18 protein-coding genes are annotated in these 18,926 nt (G+C 41.5%); 13 read left to right on the top strand and 5 right to left on the bottom strand.

Annotated elements, in window-relative coordinates; translation table 11 throughout:
• The first annotated feature begins 162 nt into the window (after positions 1-162).
• Positions 163-564 (top strand): hypothetical protein, encoded by a 402-nt coding sequence (locus GOP56_RS06070; RefSeq protein ID WP_163244991.1) that lies wholly within the window; start codon positions 163-165, stop codon positions 562-564.
• A 110-nt stretch (positions 565-674) separates the two neighbouring features.
• Here the strand turns inward: GOP56_RS06070 and helD are convergent, their stop codons facing one another.
• Positions 675-3,023: an RNA polymerase recycling motor HelD gene (gene helD / locus GOP56_RS06065; RefSeq protein WP_163244988.1), complete on the bottom strand. Its 2,349-nt coding sequence runs from the start codon at positions 3,021-3,023 to the stop codon at positions 675-677.
• A gap of 400 nt (positions 3,024-3,423) precedes the next feature.
• A complete protein-coding gene (locus tag GOP56_RS06060; protein ID WP_163244986.1) occupies positions 3,424-5,373 on the bottom strand; it encodes a glycosyl hydrolase family 18 protein in 1,950 nt (649 codons plus the stop codon).
• 330 nt (positions 5,374-5,703) lie between these two features.
• Here GOP56_RS06060 and GOP56_RS06055 point away from each other — a divergent pair, with 330 nt between their 5' ends.
• From GOP56_RS06055 to GOP56_RS06000, 12 genes are all read left to right on the top strand, one after another.
• On the top strand, positions 5,704-7,722 hold the full coding sequence (locus GOP56_RS06055; RefSeq protein WP_163244983.1) for a BglG family transcription antiterminator: 2,019 nt from the start codon (positions 5,704-5,706) through the stop codon (positions 7,720-7,722).
• 7 nt (positions 7,723-7,729) lie between these two features.
• Positions 7,730-8,863, top strand: a complete 1,134-nt coding sequence (locus GOP56_RS06050; protein ID WP_163244980.1) for an amidohydrolase/deacetylase family metallohydrolase — start codon at positions 7,730-7,732, stop codon at positions 8,861-8,863.
• Positions 8,854-9,231, top strand: a complete 378-nt coding sequence (locus GOP56_RS06045; protein ID WP_068792415.1) for a PRD domain-containing protein — start codon at positions 8,854-8,856, stop codon at positions 9,229-9,231. The genes GOP56_RS06050 and GOP56_RS06045 overlap by 10 nt, the downstream gene beginning before the upstream one ends.
• A 12-nt stretch (positions 9,232-9,243) precedes the next feature.
• Positions 9,244-9,603: an SFCGS family glycine-rich protein gene (locus GOP56_RS06040; protein ID WP_003336150.1), complete on the top strand. Its 360-nt coding sequence runs from the start codon at positions 9,244-9,246 to the stop codon at positions 9,601-9,603.
• A 13-nt stretch (positions 9,604-9,616) separates the two neighbouring features.
• Complete coding sequence (locus GOP56_RS06035; RefSeq protein ID WP_096887199.1) at positions 9,617-9,964, top strand: DUF4312 family protein; 348 nt, start codon at positions 9,617-9,619, stop codon at positions 9,962-9,964.
• A 23-nt stretch (positions 9,965-9,987) separates the two neighbouring features.
• Positions 9,988-10,776 (top strand): DUF4311 domain-containing protein, encoded by a 789-nt coding sequence (locus tag GOP56_RS06030; protein WP_163244977.1) that lies wholly within the window; start codon positions 9,988-9,990, stop codon positions 10,774-10,776.
• A gap of 1 nt (position 10,777) precedes the next feature.
• Entirely contained in the window at positions 10,778-11,428 is a 651-nt protein-coding gene (locus GOP56_RS06025; protein ID WP_003336154.1) for a DUF4310 family protein, read from the top strand.
• Positions 11,429-11,517: 89 nt separating this feature from the next.
• Positions 11,518-12,633 (top strand): DgaE family pyridoxal phosphate-dependent ammonia lyase, encoded by a 1,116-nt coding sequence (locus GOP56_RS06020; RefSeq protein WP_163244974.1) that lies wholly within the window; start codon positions 11,518-11,520, stop codon positions 12,631-12,633.
• On the top strand, positions 12,633-13,355 hold the full coding sequence (locus tag GOP56_RS06015; RefSeq protein WP_163246816.1) for a KDGP aldolase: 723 nt from the start codon (positions 12,633-12,635) through the stop codon (positions 13,353-13,355). The genes GOP56_RS06020 and GOP56_RS06015 overlap by 1 nt, the downstream gene beginning before the upstream one ends.
• Before the next feature lie 199 nt (positions 13,356-13,554).
• Complete coding sequence (locus GOP56_RS06010; protein ID WP_003340309.1) at positions 13,555-14,250, top strand: response regulator transcription factor; 696 nt, start codon at positions 13,555-13,557, stop codon at positions 14,248-14,250.
• Positions 14,243-15,364 carry a sensor histidine kinase gene (locus tag GOP56_RS06005; RefSeq protein WP_035318304.1) on the top strand — a complete coding sequence of 374 codons (1,122 nt, stop codon included), beginning with the start codon at positions 14,243-14,245 and terminating at the stop codon, positions 15,362-15,364. The genes GOP56_RS06010 and GOP56_RS06005 overlap by 8 nt, the downstream gene beginning before the upstream one ends.
• 88 nt (positions 15,365-15,452) lie before the next feature.
• Positions 15,453-15,596, top strand: a complete 144-nt coding sequence (locus tag GOP56_RS06000; protein WP_163244972.1) for a hypothetical protein — start codon at positions 15,453-15,455, stop codon at positions 15,594-15,596.
• A gap of 58 nt (positions 15,597-15,654) precedes the next feature.
• Here GOP56_RS06000 and GOP56_RS05995 read toward each other — a convergent pair whose 3' ends face one another.
• The 3 genes from GOP56_RS05995 to GOP56_RS05985 form a co-directional block, all read right to left on the bottom strand.
• On the bottom strand, positions 15,655-16,464 hold the full coding sequence (locus GOP56_RS05995) for a class I SAM-dependent methyltransferase (protein ID WP_003340306.1): 810 nt from the start codon (positions 16,462-16,464) through the stop codon (positions 15,655-15,657).
• 127 nt (positions 16,465-16,591) lie between these two features.
• A complete protein-coding gene (locus tag GOP56_RS05990) occupies positions 16,592-17,278 on the bottom strand; it encodes a queuosine precursor transporter (RefSeq protein ID WP_003340305.1) in 687 nt (228 codons plus the stop codon).
• Between the two features lie 626 nt (positions 17,279-17,904).
• Positions 17,905-18,672, bottom strand: coding sequence for an ABC transporter ATP-binding protein (locus GOP56_RS05985; protein WP_163244969.1), 768 nt, complete (start codon positions 18,670-18,672; stop codon positions 17,905-17,907).
• Positions 18,673-18,926: the final 254 nt, after the last annotated feature.

Here is an 18,926-nt window from a genome sequence, read left to right as displayed (position 1 = left end):
ATTACGTTTGTGCAACTGTGCGTCGATATGTTTTATGCCCAGCGTTATATGGAGGTGTTGCTATATAGCGGCCTGGCTATCATATGTGTACCGGTGGCCTTCTTACTCTATTCACTTGATAAACGCCGATAGTTGAGGGACGATTGGAAAGGAGAAGTGACGATGAACGCAGAAAAGCAGGCTGGTTCGTTTTTTCAAAAAATACTGCCTGATTTTGTGGATTGCGCTATGGAGATTCAGATCATTGATGTTGCCGAGGATGCAGAAAAAGAGGTGGCACCTCCGATTCATCGTCATTTGGCTAAATGGGAATTGATTGAAAATGATACCATGGTTCGCCTGTATTTTAATTCCTGTCAGTTTATCGCAATTCCTGCGGTTGGAGTTGGGATCAGCTTAAAGCAGATGGCGGCACAGGTGCAACAGCATAACCAAGAAAAACCGGAAAGCTGTAGGGATTGGGAGAATGATCAGAGGAAAGATGAACATCATACCATGCTTCAGATAGATGATAGTGAGCGTCAATTAATCTATCAAATTATGTTTCACAGACCAACTATGTAAGATACTTATAGCTTTTAGATAAAAGGTAAAAATTTATCCCGTTCCTCTAAAAATGATGGAAGCTCATAGTTAGAGGAACGGGATTTTTGTGTAGACTAAAAAAAGGAATACTACTCCTGATGCAGTTCATACGTCTCAGAAGAAACTGACGAAATAAATGGACTTATGTTCTGAAGGCAGTAGAGATGCAATTCGTGCATAGCCCGGGTACATGCTGTATACAGTAGCTTTCGATCGTTTTCTTTTCCATATTGATCTGCCGAGGCGTTGTAGATAAGGACGGCATCAAACTCAACGCCTTTTGAAAGAGAGGCAGGAACGACAAGCACGCCCGGCTCAAAGCTAGCTGTGTCTTGCTCCACTAGCCGTACGGATAGCTCTGCTCGTAGAAGCTCATATGCTTCCTTGCTTTCTTTCATCGTTTTACAAATGACGGCAATGGTACGATGCCCCGCTTGCTGTAATTCTTGAAGGCGTTTTGAGATATCAAGGGTAAGCTTGGTAATGTTTCCTGCTATTGTCAGGGTAGGTTTTCTGCCGTCCCGATTGAAAGGAATAATATCTCGGCCACCTTCAACAAGTTCACGTGTAAACAAAACGATTTCTCGAGTGGAACGGTAGCTACGAGTCAGTTGAATGATTTCGCTAGTGGCAGTAGAAAATGTGGACGTAAATGCTGTCCATTCTTGAGTGGGAGCTGTATGAGCTAAGATCATTTGATTGTAGTCTCCAAGTAAGGTCATTTTACTAAAAGGAAACATTTTTCTAAAGAAGGCTAGCTGAAAGGGTGAGTAATCTTGTGCTTCATCTAGGAAAACATGTAAAACCCGTGTATTTATACCGAAGCCTTTGAGTAAGCCTTGCAGATAGAGATAAGGAGTAGCGTCTTCGTAATAAAGCTCACGATGACTAAGCTTTTCTAGAGTCAAGGAACAAATTTTTTCCCATTGATTGGGCAGAGTAATCGTATCACTTTCTGTATTGAGAGCAGTTGTAAACAACTGTTGGTAGATGGAAGGAAGATCAAGGAACCCAAGTCGTTTGATTCGAGCCCGCAATGGCTTAAAGTGTTTGTTTACAATCATGCGCCCTAGTATTTTTTTCTCTTGCTCATGATCGTCAAATGAATTTCCTCGTAAGCGATTTTGTTTTACTAACATGTCATAGGCCTTTTGAAAATCATCCTTATCTAATAGCTCAACCTCATCTTCTACCCAAGATTTCGTTTGCTCTTTGCGCGCTGCTAGTTTTATTTGCGCAAGTAACCAGTCAGCTAGCTGTTTGATTCGCAAAGGGATGGATATAGAAGGATCAAAGGAATAGAATTTATCTGCCATTTGCTTTTGGGTGATTAACACGTTGCCTTGAAATGATATGTCATGAAACACAAGACCCTGCTTGCTTAATTGGTGGACGTAGCATTCAATGAGCTGTATAAAATCAGAGGTAGCCTTGAAGCGAATGGCCTCTACTCTTGCTTGATAATCTGACTCCTTGGAAGCTGTCTGAACATATTCTAATTGAGAAAAGGGGTCTTCTATTGTAAAAGCTTTTCCAATATGCTTGCTCAAAAAATCCTGGAAGGTTGTTTGCTGCATATTCTCTTCGCCAAGCTCTGGCAGCACGGTAGAAATGTAGCTATTAAACATCTGATTTGGTGAAAATAAAACGATTTGATCTGCACATAGACGATCTCGATAGCGGTAGAGTAAGTATGCGATACGTTGGAGAGCAGCGGAGGTTTTTCCGCTCCCAGCCGCTCCTTGTACGACTAAAAGCTGACTTTTTTCATTACGTATGATCTGATTTTGTTCACGCTGAATGGTGGAAACGATGGTCTTCATCTGATTGGTTCCTTGTTTGCCAAGTACCTCTTGTAACAGCTCATCTCCAATAGTGACACCTGTATCAAATAACCCCTCGATCGTACCATTTTTAATGATAAATTGTCGCTTTACTTCAAGTGATCCAACCACAATGCCGTCTGGTGTATCATATTGGGCTTCTCCAGGTGGATAATCGTAGTAAAGGCTGGCAATAGGGGCACGCCAGTCATAGACTAATAGCTCATCGTCTGTTTGGGTAAGAAGAGATGCGAGACCAATATAGATGCGCTCTGCCTCTTTTTTCTGCAAAGCATAATCAACAAAGTCAATTCGACCAAAGTATGGAGATTCGCGTAAGCGTGTTAAGGTACGCAATTGGTTTTGGGTATGCACATGTGTACGTTCCCGCTCGGATAATATTTCTGCTTGCTGCTTGACGCTAGCATAGGTTTCGACGGCCTCATGAGGATCATCTAAATTCACGCTCACATCGTCCCAAAAGGTTTTGCGCATTTCAACCACATCAGATTGAAGCACATGTACATCAGCCTCGTATTGCTTTAACCGGCGATCAATTTCATGAATGACTTGATTAACACGTAGTTGCTCTTGTTTCCAATTTTGATCTGTCATAACGAAATAAGTCACTCCTTTTACTTGAATTAAAAGTGCAGAAGGGGATTGACAAGTAAATCTTCACATGATAAAATCTAAGTATATGATTGTGATTATTAAAAAGTGAATTACAGAAGCACCTTCCATTCTATCATCATGAATGGATTTTTTCAATGTCATTTTTGAGGTCTTACATATAATTTCTAGATCAGTTATCGTCAACGATACCTCCCAGCTGCCTTTAAAGTGGATGGGAGGTTTTTTGATCGGCAAAAAGAAGAGCCTGCAAACGAACAGTGCAGGCTCTTCTTTTTATTGTGTACAAATAGTAATGAGTGTCAGTAGTAAACCGAATGTAAATTGTTTTTCAATCATGCTGTTTACTACTGAGGTTCATTCATACGTTTTTAAGGAGATACTATGAGGTTCCTGTAATGGGTGAACCATTTATTTTGTAGTTGGTAGGAACGGAGGCTTTCCCAGAACCAGCACCGCCGATTGTATAGGATTTCCCGGGTGCAATTTCCGTTGCCCAGCTTGGAGGCTTAACTGTGTAGTTGTTTTGACCTGGTGTGAGAGTGGCATCCCAAACAGAAGTGAGTTGACCTGTATAGTCAAATTGTAGGGTCCAATTTGTAATAGGTGTGTTCCCTGTGTTGGTTATAACCAGGTTAAAATTGTACCCATTATCCCACTGTGAGGTTATCTGAAAATCCACCTTAGCTTGAACTTTGCTTGGATCAGGATCGGTAGGGCCTTTAGGCTCCTGTTTGTATTCGATTGTGACGGGATGTGCTTGCCCTTTGGCAACATGAACGGTAGCTGGTTTAACGATTGGAGAGTATTTGTAGGTGGTATCCTCAAATGGTTTTGCCGTGATCGCGTAAGCACCTGTTGGCACTTGCTCCACTAGCTTTTTCTGCCCAAAAGCAACGTTATAGGTAGCGCCATTAAAGGTAATTTCAGGTGTGAAGGAGTAGGACTGCTTGGCAACCTCTAAGGAAATAGCTCCATATTCTGTGGGGGTGGTGCCAGATTTGAAGCCATTTGCGATTACATGAATTAATTCTTCTTTTGGATCCCCTGTCACTTCCCAGACAATGATGCCGCCATATCCATTTTGGTTAACAAAATTTACTTTTTCTTGTAGGGAAGTTGGATCCTCATAAGTATACATTTGTTGTTTACTTTCGCTGTAAAGATAAGGAGCTTTGGCAACAGGGTCGTAATACTTTTTAAAGGCAGGATCTTTTTCTAGCACCTCTTTGATATGGTAGTAAGGATTGTTGCCTGCGTTTCGACCACCATCCCAAATTCCCTTTACACTTTCAGGAACAGTGGAAGCAAACAAACCAGGCAGTTCAGGAATCGGACCATCATTTTTCACTTGTCCCCATCCACGCGAGTAGAAAGGAGAGCCGACAATTAGCTTGTCCTTTGAGATACCAAATTTTTCGAAGTTTTTCATTGCTTGAGCCGTATTGTAATTCACTTTGACGAATTCTTCATAGGGTTCTTTCGGATTTGGGAAAAGAGGGGAGTGATGGCCAGTTTTATTTTCCCACGCGCCGTGGATGTCGTAGGTCATGACATTGATGAAATCGAGGTATTGGGCATATTTATCAGGCTCGGTCTTGGCGATTTTGTCTAAACCGCAACCTACTGCTGCTGTCAGCTCGTAGTATTTTCCATCTTCTTGTCCAGCTTTTGTAAGCGCTTCCCTAAGATCTTTTAAAAGAAGAGTGAAGGTTTCTTTTTCGGTATCATCTGCTTTTGGTGTACCAAGATCATTAGGATTGTCTACTTTATCAGGGTCGCGTTTAAAGCCGGGGTATTCCCAGTCGATATCTACCCCATCGAATTGCCATTGACGAATAAAATCGACCACACTTTTGGAAAATTTGGCTCTTGCCTCTGGCGTTTTGGCAACGTCATGGAATCCGGCAGACCTAGACCAGCCACCGATGGAAATCATCGTTTTAACATGTGGATATTGCTTCTTATGCTTGCGAATAGAACCTAGCGTACCTGCATCAGGAGAACCCCATGTTGCTCCATCCATTAAGGCCTCTGTCGCTGCATATTTGTCAAAATAATCGATGGTTCCCGTTGTCATGTTAATGTCTGCGAAGGCATAGTTGAGATGGGTAATTTTACTCCAAGGAATTTTGGCAGGCGTATAATTGTTGTGTCCTGCATAAATCCCCCATTCTGGATAATACGCTACAATCCGTTTGTTATACGGTGAAGCAGCTGTCTTTGAATCTGAGGGCGAGGAGTTGCTCCTGTTCTCGGCGAAGGATGTGTTTGGTACAAGCATTGCTACCAAAACGAGAAGCGTAGATAGCCATGAGAAAAATTTTTTCATTTTTCAGCCTCCTTTTTAATATTTATATCAACTATATTCCTATTATTTCCTGTTTGTGGATTTTTTTCAATACTTTTTTTAATTTGAAATTGTAAAAAAATATTTTGTTAATGAATAATAGTTTTTTGTAACGAAGTTTGCTATTTATTGATAATCTTATAAAAACAGCAAGTTCAAATCGTTTATCGTTTCGTATATGAAGTATCGAATTTTGCACCATCTGATAGGGAAAGGAATCGAACTTTAAGAAAAGAGGAGACAGACATATAATGAAATCAACAAGTGATGGATGCGCTTACAACATGGATGAGACGGGAAGGAGAGGAAGGCATGCTGTCTTCGCGATCGCGTGAAATTATTAAAACGTTGGTGCTAGCACCAGAACCACTCCGAATAAAAGAAGTAGCACAGGTCTTTCAAGTTAGTGAACGAACCGTCAAATATGATTTGGAGCATATCCGTGCTTGGCTGAAAGAACGAAATATTCCTTTGCTTTCTCAACCCAATAAGGGAATCTGGCTGGAATGTGAAGGACAGATCAAAAATCAAATAATCAACTGGTTACAAAATCACCGGGCAAATGAAATTTTTTTACATCAAAACGAAAGAGCCCGCTATATCGCTCTGGAGCTATTATGTGAAGTCCGATATTTGCGGATCAAGGATTTTACGGAGAGCTTATTGGTAAGTCGCAATACGATCATTTCAGACCTTGAAAAGGTAGAGCGCTTCTGTAGCTATTGGCAATTACATCTTGAGCGAAAGCTACGTGTTGGCTTACGAATGGTTGGTACTGAACTTCAGCGTAGGCTAGCACTAGAGCAATTAATGCTGGATTTACTAGACGGCGCTCAAATGTTTCAGCTAGTACAGAGCATTTCACAAGAACAGGATAGCATGACTCTCATCATGCCAATTTTTCAGAGATTGAAAATAAGAGAAGAGGAAGCATACCGATTAAAAGAAGCATTAAACCGTGTCGTTCTTCGTATAGGGAAAGAACTACGGATTCATCTGTCAGACCGAGTTCTTATAAGCCTATTGATACGGATGGGGATCGTCGTGCAACGCTTGCGTAGCGGATACAGCAACCAGCTAGATACGCTAGAGATTTCAGCTATTCATCAGTTTTCTATTTTTGCCTATTTCCAAAATGAACTGCAAGTCTTGTCTGAACAACTGTCGCTTCCGATCACTGAGAAGGAAATAGCCTTTATTTGTATGCCGACCATCGGGATGATCGTGGACCCACATGCGTATGAGGATACAGTTGATTCCTCCGAGCAAGCAGAGATTTATGCACTGACTGAGGAACTTATTCAAGCGGTAACGAACAAATGCGAGATTCGATTTCGAGAAGATCCAGGCCTAATGGAGCATTTATTTGCGCATCTGTCAGATCGAATTGTGAAATACAGAAATGGCGTTTTGGACCCGAATCCACTGACTGATGATATCATCCGGACATATCCTTCCTTATTTACAGTATTGAAGCAAATTTGCTTAGAAAAATTTGCAAAGTATCAAATTTTACTTTCTAATTCTGATATCGCCTACATTGTCCTTCATTTTCAAGCTGCTCAAGAAAGATTGGCAGGTCATAGGCAAGTGCGGACCTTACTTGTTTGTGGAACGGGACGAGGAGTAGCGAGATTTCTCCAGACCCATTTAGAAAAAGAAATCAAAACATTACAAGTGGTAGGCCTTTGCTCTAGCTTGGAGGTTGATAGCTTCCTACAAAGGCGCTCTGTTGACCTTATCGTTAGTGTAATCCCCCTACAGGCGAAAGTACCTGTTGTGCAAATAAATGCTCTGCCCACGAAACAGGATCGAGAAAAGCTACAATCTGTTTTAAACGTGGTAAAAGCAAAGCAACTGGAGGAAGCCTCCCAAGCAGGAGAATGGAAGGCAATAAAAGTGAAGTCACATACAGCTAAGCGGCTCTCAAGTGCAGTAGATTCCAGTACTGATCCGTTCTCAAGCAGAGAGCGAACAAATTCTAGTCTACTTGTGAAAAATACTTCATCTGCCATGGCTCAGGAAATGGAACATATGACACAGGACATTATCCTGCAAGGTTTTGAGATTGGAATGAAAGTAACGAGTCGATTTGCTCATCTGTTACCTGAAAAGAGGCAGCAAGGCTTGCTTCTACACGTTCTACTAATGGTGAATCGCCTGTCGCATGGCAGCTCTTATCTAAACTATGAGACAAGCGGATTACAAGAATCTCGTCACATGAAGGCCTATCGGCAGGAGCTAATCCAATTTTTTGAGCAGGAGCATCTTACAGTGCCAACCAGCGAGCTTACTGCCATCATGCGATATTTCACAGAAGAGAGGGGCTAACATAAAAATGGACTACGATGTACTTCTTTGTAATGGTCTTGTGGTAGATCCAGCTAACAGCCGAAACGGTCGTTTTCATATTGGGATCCGAGGGGACAACATTCAAAGGATTTGGGAAGCAGATGATCATATGCCTCTTCCAACCTCTAAAATGGTGATTGATGCGAAGGAATTGATAGTGACGCCTGGATTAATAGACTTGCATGTGCATATATTCACAGATTACACACCGCTGGGCATTCAAACCGATCGGATTGGTGTACAGCAGGGTGTGACAACAGTGGTGGATGCTGGGAGTGCCGGCGTGGAAACCTATCCTATTTTTCTGGAAAAAGCCGTTACGAGCAGTGAGACGGAAGTGCTTGCTTGGATCAATATTTCACGATTAGGGCTCTGTGGAGGACTTTCAGAGTTAGCTGATTTATCTCAATTGGCACCAGTAGAAACAGCTCATTTGATGAAAAATGATTCGCGTATCTGTGGTATTAAAGCAAGAATGAGCGCTTCTGTGGTACAAGAGAACGGAAGTAAGCCCCTGTATGTAGCTAAACAGCTGGCAAGAGAACTAGAGGTACCAGTGATGGTTCACATAGGAAATGCACCTCCAGCTTTACATGACGTATTGGAATTACTAGAAGCTGGGGATGTAGTTACACATGCGTTTCATGGGAAAAAAGGCGGTATTTTTACAGAGGAGGGTAGCTTGCTTCCAGAAGCAGAACGGGCATTGAAGCGTGGTGTAATCTTTGATGTCGGTCATGGTACCTCTAGCTTTAGCTTTGCCACGATGAGACGTGCGCTGGAATTTGGGATTAAGCCATACACCATTAGTACAGACATTTATCGGCAGAACATAGATGGGCCTGTACACAGCTTAGCAATGACAATGAACAAATTACTAGCGTTAGGTGTTTCTCTCGATGAAGTGGTAGAGATGAGCACATGTAATCCAGCTAGGATTTTACGAAAAGAGCATGAAATCGGCACCTTAACAGAAGGGACACGAGCAGATATTAGTCTGTTGAGAATGAAAAAAGGGCCCTTGGAACTAACTGATTCTGAGCAAGTTACCCTTACCACATCAAGTTATTTGCAGCCAGAGCTCACTATTAAATCAGGAAAGGTATTGAAATGCGTATGATGATAAGCATCGTGGAGGAAGTAGCTAAATTATCTCCCATACAAGATACAGAAGTGTCCGAGCTAACCAAGCTGCTTGAGGACATACAGCAGTTGACGAACCAGATTCTGCTGACGATTAACGAGGAACGTTGGATTGCGATGGGAGTTCATCTGCTGGCCTTTATGAGACGCGTGCAACATAAGGAGAGACTAGCTGCAATGGATTTATCTTTGATGGAAGAAGGAGATGTAAGGTTACAGCAAATCTCGCAAAAGGTTTTGGATGCTTATGGGGTGCAATATGGTTTTTTGATCGAACCAATTGAAATCTTTCTTCTGCAAGTTCATTTAGAAACAGCAAAGGCTTTATTAGAAGAGACGAAATAGGAGGGAATTGTAATGGGTGAAATTAAGGTGGTTATTGGAGATCGTCTAGGAAAAGGCCAGAATATTGCGAAAGGGATTAAAGCGGCTGGAGGTCTACCTATCCTTATTCCGGGAGTCGGAGCAGATATGAAGGTCGGAGATTACATGCATAAGGAGCATGCCGATTTTGGACTATCTTTTTGTGGAAGCGGTGGAGCTGGCGCTGTTACAGCTAAAACGAAATATGGCTATGAGATTGAATTTGGCTTACGCTCCATAGATGCGGGCATTACGGCCTTGCGTGAAGGGAAAAAAGTGATTGGCTTTGGGTTTATGGATACGGAGGAATTGGGGAGACGGATGACAGAAGAGTTTAAAAAAATGAAAGGATAGGAGGAAGCAGGGAATGTATAAAGAGCTTGATTACACGTTGACGTTAAGCGGGAGCGGTGATTCTAAAGAAGCTGCCTTTCAATTTGTGTTTAGTCAAATTAAAAGCAAGATGGCTCGCGAAATTCCTGATCTCATTTTACGAATTGAACCGATGGATGTTGAGGTTTTGAAGGCAACGCAATTTTCCTATAAAGAACGCTTTCTAGGGATTTTGTTTCCGCGTACTAGAACGAAATACACGATTGAAGTGCGTATTTTGGTCCGTTTACGTGTAATTGAGCTGTCCAAAATACCGTTTACGGAAGAAATGCAATCAACTTCTAGCAGGCAGATCAAACTAGCGAAGAATCCTAACACGTAAGCACAGAAAAGAGGGAGTAGCGGATGGGTATCACCTTGGTCATTATTGTGAAATCAATCATTATTGGTGCACTCGTTGGGTTTGGAGTTGGAGCAGGTGCGGCTCGTATGTTTCACGCTCCCAATGTGCAAGGGATGGGTGCTTTTCGTACCTTTGGTGAATTAAATGCATGTGAAGGAGATCCAATATCTCACTTTTCATTCGGTTTGGGATTTTTATTTAATGCATGGGCGTCTGTTGTAGGTGCAGGTGCGTTGACTCAGGACGTTGATCATCGCATTATCCCAAACTGGGCAGCGGCTGGTCTGTTATGGAAAAATCGGAATGTTTCTGAAACGTTACATAATCCGAAAAAAATGGCATTTGTAGGAGCGCTTGTAGGAATTGTCGTGGTGACTTTATTAAATTCTACCGCCTCGTCCATACCATCTTCCATGCAGTTAGTAGCAACCAAGGTATTGGTCCCGGCTGCAAACTGGCTGATTAACCCAATCATGCCAATCGTTTTCTGGATGGCTGCGATGGATGCTGGTAAGCGTACTGGTTTATGGGGGACGGTACTAGGTGGATTGGCTCATTTAATTATGGGGAATGCTGTCCCTGGTATTGTTCTTGGTATTCTCATCGGTAAAGGTGTGGACGATAGCGGCTGGAACCGTATTACGAAAACCTTGGTGCTTGCGGTAGTGCTTTTATACACATTAAGTGGTTTCTTCCGTGGTTTCGATGTAGCGTTTCTGCATAGTATTCAGGTGGATATTCCCCAATGGCTCATTGATGTACACAAATTATTTGGATCAGAGGTGAAATGATATGGACCAATCGTTAGAAAAACAAGGCTTTTGGATGTCTGAATGGGCTTTTCCTATCTTTGTTGCCTGCTTATGCTCGGGGATTTTTGCTGGTACACATATGTATTATGTGCATCATGTAGGAGCATTTAATGATATTGCTATTGTAGCGATGTTAGAGGCAGGGATCAAAGGCGGAAGCTATGGTGCTGCAGCGGCATTTGGCGCTAGCTTCTTGTTTGCTCGTGTCTTAGAAGGCCCCCTAGTAGGGATTTTGGATATCGGCGGTGCTCTACAAACGGGCATCGGAATTGGAGTACCTGCCCTGTTGCTAGGAGCCGGAATCGTGGCTCCCATAGAATCGTTTCCGCTCGCGTTGCTAGTAGGTGCTGGTCTAGGTTTCTTGATTGGGATCATTATTATTTTCATTCGGCGCTATACTGTAGCTGGTTCTACCTCAACCTTTGGGGCAGATGTCATGATGGGGGCGGGAAATGCTGCTGGTCGGTATTTGGGACCGTTAATTGTTATCACAGCGATTATGGCCTCAATACCAGTGGGCATTGGCGCGACAATTGGTGCGGCCCTGTTCTATGCGTTTAAAAAGCCCATTGCAGGTGGGGCAATCATTGGGGCAATGATTATGGGTGGAATTTTTCCGATTCCAGCATAAAAGAGGTGCTTATGGAAAGTTGTCTTGCGTGTACTTAGATTCCTGTATCTTTTTACACATACGCTAGAAACAGAAAGGCTGAGAAAAACATGTCAATCTATCAACAGCTAGGTCTTCAAGCCGTCATTAATGCGAGTGGAAAGATGACGGCGCTAGGTGCAAGTGCTGTTCATACCGAAGTGGCTCGTGCTATTTCAGAAGCTTCGATGGATTATGTGAATATGCAGGAGCTGTTAACTTGGGTTGGGAAACGTATCGCAAAAACAACCGGTGCAGAAGGAGGCTGTCCAACACTCGGAGCTTCGGCAGGAATAGCAATTGCTACTGCGGCCATTATTGCAGGAAGCAATCTTTCGAAACTAGAGAAAATTCCATTTTTACAAGGTGTTCCGAATGAAGTAATTATACAGAAGGGGCATTCTGTACATTTTGGTGGAGCTGTCCCACAGATGATGGCTTTAGGAGGAGCGCACGTAATTGAGGTAGGTCATGCCAATTTTGTGGAGGCCGAGCATATAGAGGGTGCGATTAGCGAGAAAACGGCTGCGCTCTTTTATATCAAGTCCCACCATGCCGTACAGAAGGGGATGCAATCTCTTCAGACCATGCTAGAGATCGGACATCGTCATCAGCTCCCTATGGTTGTGGATGCAGCTGCTGAAGAAGATTTGCGCAAGTATGTTCAGATGGGCGTGGACTTGGTCATTTATAGTGGTGGTAAAGCCATCGAGGGACCAACCTCGGGTTTTATTTGCGGCAAACAGCACTTTATTGACGCGTGCCATGCTCAATATAAAGGAATAGGTCGTGCAATGAAGGTCGGGAAGGAAGCGTTGATTGGTTTAACAGTGGCACTGGAGCGCTACGCCAATAAGCGTGATACGGGCGAGGAGCAAAAGGGGCGCATGCAATCATTTTTGGAGCAAATAAAGGATGTGCCAGGAATTACAGGACGCATTGTTCAGGATGAGGCTGGCCGCGAAATTTACCGGGCACAACTAACGATCGATCCAGCCATAGCTGGTATGACGGCTATAGAGCTAGCGCAAAAATTGAAAGAAGGAAATCCCTCTATTTATACAAGGGATCATTATGCCAATGTAGGAATCATCTATATCGACCCAAGACCCTTGCTTCCCCAACAAGAAAATCTGATAGCTCAGCGTTTACGTGAGATATTAGCAAGCATAGAAGGAGGAAAATGATGAGTAGCCATGTAAAAGTACGCGTCAATTTATTAGCCAGAGACCCTGAGAATGCAAAGGATATCATGGAAATATTGAATGGGCAGGTATTAATTGGTCTTATGGTCAAGTCATTTTCAAGTGTGGAATTGGCAGTTGAAAAGGTAAGGGAGTATCAAAAAGCAGGGATTCCAGTGTCAGTAGGCTTAGGAGCGGCTGACCCCACTCAGTGGAAAAAAGTAGCTGAGGTAGCCAAGCAAACGATCCCACCGCATGTGAATCAAGTATTTCCAGCAGCTGGCTACACGATTGGACTATTGGAGGCTGAAGGTGGGGCAAATACCATTGTCAATGCGGTGATTACCCCAAGTGGAACCGTAGGAAAGGTGTATGTAACCACAGGGCCTGTGAGTCAGAGGTATGAGGAAGCCATCTCATGTGAAGCGGCGGCGGCATTAATCGCGGACATGGGTATCCCTTCTGTCAAATTTTATCCATTGAATAACCGATTAGATGAGTTAACTGCCATGGTAAAGGCTGCTGTGGAAGCAGGTATTACCATTTTTGAGCCTACAGGAGGAATTACGATTGAAAATATGGCAGAAACGGTGCGCGTTTGTATCGAAAATGGTGCTAGAGAAGTGATTCCCCATATCTATACGTCTATCGTGGATAAAGCGACTGGTTTGACAAGAATAGAAGATGTGCAAGCTATAAAAGCTGCATTAGTTAAGTGGTTATAGGTTATAGTTGATTTCGGCGCGCAATTTTTTCCGAATGATCCCTTTGATTCGGCTTCGTTAGTCGTATAAAATAATGAATGATAGACTGATTGGGTATATCCCATTCAGTCTCTTTTTGCTCCTATAAGCGAGGCAGCATTGATAAGCGGAAACCTGCTATAATGACAGTGTTTTTAACTTTATTTAGAGGGTGAATACAATGAAGCGTATCACTATTTTGATAGCTGATGATGAAGCAGAGATTGCAGAGCTGATTGCGTTACATGTAAAAAAAGAGGGATACCATTGCATGAAAGTGTCTGATGGGCAAGAAGCAATTCATGCGGTTCAGAACCATTCGATTGATCTGGCGATTTTGGATATTATGATGCCAAAGCTGAATGGGTATGAAGTAACCAGACTTATTCGGGAACAGTATCCAATGCCGATTATTTTCTTAAGTGCAAAAAACTCCGACTTAGATAAAATCTCAGGATTAGTAATGGGTGCAGATGATTATATGACCAAACCATTTAACCCTATGGAACTGGTTGCTCGAATAAATGCTCAGCTTAGGCGCTCCATGCAGTTAAATCAACTGGCTGCGACGAACAAACCTGTTGTGGAGGCGGGGGGCTTAATCATTTATCCGGAGGAACGAACCGTAAGCCTTTACGGCAAAACCATTGAACTGACGCCAAAGGAATTTGATATTTTGTATTTGCTAGCTCGTCATCCCAAGAAGGTGTATAGTGCCGAAAACCTTTTTCAACAGGTATGGGGCGAGGCATACTTTGAGGGAGGGAATACCGTCATGGTCCATATTCGTACCTTACGGAAAAAACTTGGAGAAGATAAAAATCGAAACAAACTAATAAAAACCGTCTGGGGAGTAGGGTATTCGTTCAATGGATAAAATGATACGAAGCTTTCGTTCTAAAATGATTCTGTTATTGGGTCTTAGTATGCTCTTGTCTGGTACGATTACCTACATACTCTATAAAGCTCTTCAGCTTTATTATCGTTTTCAGGTCAAGTTCGAAAACCCACTAACTACGATTCGCTATTTCATCAGAGATATAGGGGATATCAATTTTTTTCTGCTTATTTTTATCCCTCTTGCTATTCTGTTTTTCTTTCTTTTGACCAAGCCTTATGCCACTTACTTTCAACAGATATCCAATGGCATTCATCATCTTGCCAATGGTAATTTCACAAATAGGGTTCATATTCCTTCGAATGATGAGTTTGGAGATATTGCAAAAGATATTAATTTGGCGAGTGAGAAGTTGCAAAAAGCGGTCGAAAGAGGAGATTTCGCAGAAAATAGCAAGGACCAGTTAGTATTGAATTTAGCCCATGATTTGCGCACTCCGCTGACTTCTGTTATAGGGTATTTAGATTTCATTCTACAAGACGATCATTTGACCCCAGAACAAGTCAGACATTATATGGCCGTTGCTTTTACCAAGTCTCAACGTTTAGAAAAGCTGATCGATGAATTATTTGAAATCGCGAGAATGAATTATGGAATGCTTCCCATTGAGAAGAAGCCAATCGATTTAAGTGAACTTCTCGTGCAATTAAAAGAAGAACTATACCCAGCCTTTGAGAAAAACCAGCTGGAAGCTAGACTGAACGTAACGCCGCAGCTAAATATTTGGGGAGATGGGGAACTGCTTGCGCGGGTGTTTGAAAATCTCTTGACCAATGCCATTCGTTATGGAAATGATGGTCAGTTTGTAGATATTAGTTGTTATCTGGATGTCGAGGATGTGGTAGTAGAGATAGTCAATTATGGAAATTGCATTCCTTCAGAAGAGCTGCCGCACATCTTTGAAATGTTCTACACAGGTGACCAGGCACGAACCCATCAGGGAGGAAGTACAGGTCTGGGGTTATTCATTGCGAAGAATCTTGTAGAGCAGCATCATGGTGTTATTTCTGTGGAGAGTAATGTGATCCAAACATGTTTTAAAGTGCGTTTACCGCAGAATTTTCATCAAAAGACCCAAGATTTTAAAGACTAACCGAATAAATTAAGAATTATTTTAGATTTACCCTGCTTATTTTTTAAACAGTTGTCCCTATCCTATAGGATGAAAGGGGAAGCTGTGTATGAAAAAGTGGGGTTTTTTCGTTATTATCATCGTTTTGTTGCTAGGATATAAAACGATCTTTCAGGATACGGATTATACAAAAAGGATAGTATCAATTGTGAAAAATATGAGGTCGATTCATATCTTCTTGCCGAAACGGTAAAGGCAAAGAACCGTCCGATTGGGAACATTCGAACGGTCGCTTTCCTAATAACGAAGTGTTACATGTCATAGCTGATAGCATCAGTTTTAACATTCTTGTCAGCTTTTCCCGCCTTGTTAGCAATCGCTTCAAAGGTAATGATTTTCGTTGTGTTGGTTGGATATGCCTGGAACTGATAATCAGCTGAAATGATAATCTGCTGAAATCCAATTTTTTCAAGAATCATTCTAAATTCCTCTACGCCGTACCAACGTAGGGGAAAACGTTCTAGCTCAGTTTCTACTAGAGTTCCATTACGCCACTTTTCATATCGACCGTAAGAAATACTATATTGATTAATATAATCTACCTCAACCAAAGTATCTTGATATGTGATCACATCAGCGTTATCACATGTCCATGTTCTTGTTGAGATCGTTCCAAAGCTGAACTCTGTTTGTAAAAAAAGATCAATGATTAATTTTCCGCCGTTTTCCAGACTGTGATAAAAGTTTTGTAAGGCTTTGATGGATGCTTCTCTCTCATGAATCAATAAAAATGTTCCAGCGGGTATAATAATGGCCTGATACAGGGTAGGTGATGCATAAGTTTCCATCGTTGCTTCAAACAGGGTTGGAGATAGTCCCTTTTTTTGGCAGTTATTCTGACAGATTCGAAGCATTTCTGGGGAGCTATCATATCCTTCTACCTGTAAACCACTTTCCAAGAGTGGAATAAGTATACGACCTGTACCTACAGCAGGTTCAAGGATTTTTCCTTTATGTAGGAGTAATCTTTGTTTATAAAATTCTACATCACCAAAGGAATGACCAATTGGTTTATCCAAATCATATACTTCTGAAGATAAACGGTTATAAAAGCCAAGCATACTAATACCTCCTCATTTTATCAGAAAATTATAACATTATATGAACTAAATCAAAAGTCCGCCTGCAACATGGATTTTCATGTACAAACGGACTTTTGATTTTCAGAGGATAGCTAGTAATGAATACTTAGCTTTCTTTGGTAAACGTAAAATTACGCGCTATATATAAAATCGGTGTAGAAGCAGCCGAAACTACGAATTTAATCAGATAGGTTGTGAGTAAAATGTCAAACCAAGTATCCATAGGTAGTTCCCCTAAAAAAGCAATGGTGCAGAAGAGTACGGTATCAACTAATTGGCTAATTAAAGTGCTTCCGTTATTTCGAATCCATAATTGATTTGGTTTCGGACATATCTTCTTTAAGAAAGTATAGATACGGACATCTAAAAACTGACTAATAAAATATGACGTTAAACTAGCAATTACCAGTCTAGGCATAATGCCAAAAATCATGGCTAAGGCATCCTGCTTCGCCAGCCCATCTGGATGAGGTACAAATCTAAGGGCCATCTGCATGATAATGGTTGTGGCAATTAGCGTGAAGAAGCCAAACCAGACAGCTTTTTTCGCTTGCTCTTGCCCATATTTTTCATTGAGCAGGTCACTGCATAGATAGATAGTTGCATACATCGTATTTCCAAGCGTCATGGCAAAACCAAACAGCTCAACGATTTTCACTACTTGAATGTTGGCCAGCACGGTAGCAAATCCAATCCAAGCATATAAGCCTACTTTGCCAAAAAAACGATAGCATAATAAGAATAAGACAAAATTGACTAGCACAAAGCCAATCCCAAACCATAAATTAAACATGTATCCTCCTAGTTTTGATAACGCGGGAGATCTCGAACCGCGAAGAGTGTATGAAGTTGTTACAAGGACTCATTGTAACAAGCTTCACCCAGTGGTTCAATGCTTTTTTCCACATCAGTAGTTATTCTTTGATGGAGGAGTATCATTTAACCAGCAATCAAAAAATTTTTTAGAAAAAACAAACCAAGTAAAAAGAATTCTCTTTCTCCCAATGCAAAGAAGAGCAGCAAATAGCTGCCCTATATGGAATATGTTTAAAGAATCAGATTTAAAATCTCATCGACCCACTCCAAATTCTCAGCTTGTAACCAGATGGAGGGCTGCATATCTTCCGCTCGATACCAAGATCAATGTCAGAGTACAGATCGGTATTTTGGTTGCCAATTGACCCTCTATAAAACACGGACAAAATATTCGAATCCTTCAACAAATCCTGTTCTATTCTGTCCATAATAGTTTGCCGGTGCATGGTAAGCAGTAAGTCTCTTTGTTTATGCTTTGTTTTTAATCCCGCACATCATAAAATCAATCCTTTGTTTTTGTCCTTCTATATATAGTTCTGCTTACTTATATGGATATCTTTTTGTTTTTACCTATAAAATTTTCTTTTTGATAGATAAAGCTCATCAGGGACGCTTGCCGACAGGCTCTTTACAAAACAACCAATGCCGGCCCATAGCGTGTTCAAGCTGAATCTCGATCTCAAAGAAACGGGATAAAAGCTCTGGACCAAGCATGTCTTGTGTCTGACCAGAATCAAAAATGCTCCCATTCTTGAGTAAGAGCGTATGAGTAAAACAAGGCAAAATTTCTTCTATATGATGGGTGACGTAGATAATGGTGGGAGAATTAGGCTGTTTCGCTATTGTTTCAATGTACAGTAATAATTGTTCACGTGCTATAAAATCAAGACCCGTTGTAGGCTCATCTAAAATCAACAATCGTGGGGATGCCATTAGGGTACGGGCTAATAAAATACGCTGACGTTCGCCTTGTGACAAAACCTGATAGGGACGATGCTCTAAATGAGTACAACCAAATTGTTCTAATAGAGCTTTTGCCTGCTCTATCTCTTCTTGAAGCTTTGGCTCGTAAAGGCTTAAAGAAGCGTGTTTACCAGATAATACAATCTCTAGCGCGGTATCGCCGCCTCGAAGCTGTTGTTGCAGAGAACTACTGACAAGGCCGATTTCTTTGCGTAACTGTCGCAAGTCATAGGTACCGAACTTTTTCCCAAGAACCTCAATTTCTCCAGAAGTAGGCCATATATAGCCGTTTAGAAGCTGGAGGATGGTTGATTTACCTGATCCATTTAGACCGAGTAGACACCAATGCTCTTGAGAATGAATGTTCCAGCTTACCTTGTTTAAAGTAAGAATTGGTTCAGTATGCACGAGTAGGTTCTCTCCTTTTTCGTCTTTTTAATCATTGTACTAATTTTCTGTCTTATATATCAATCTAGAAATGAAGGGATTAAGAAGGAAATATCGTTTCATTAAACTTTTTCCCAAGAACAATTACAAATGAATAATACGAACAAAAAATAAATATTAGATAAAAATGTTCGGATTGTTTCTTGATTATTTAAAAAGGAATGTTATAATCAATAAGGCTTGTAATTTCCTAACATTTTCAAGGGGGCAACATC

The sequence above is a fragment of the Brevibacillus sp. 7WMA2 genome, assembly GCF_010748895.1.
Classification (GTDB): domain Bacteria; phylum Bacillota; class Bacilli; order Brevibacillales; family Brevibacillaceae; genus Brevibacillus_B; species Brevibacillus_B halotolerans.
Note: the sequence above shows the minus strand (reverse complement) of the source record. Positions and strands in the feature narration are given on the sequence as shown.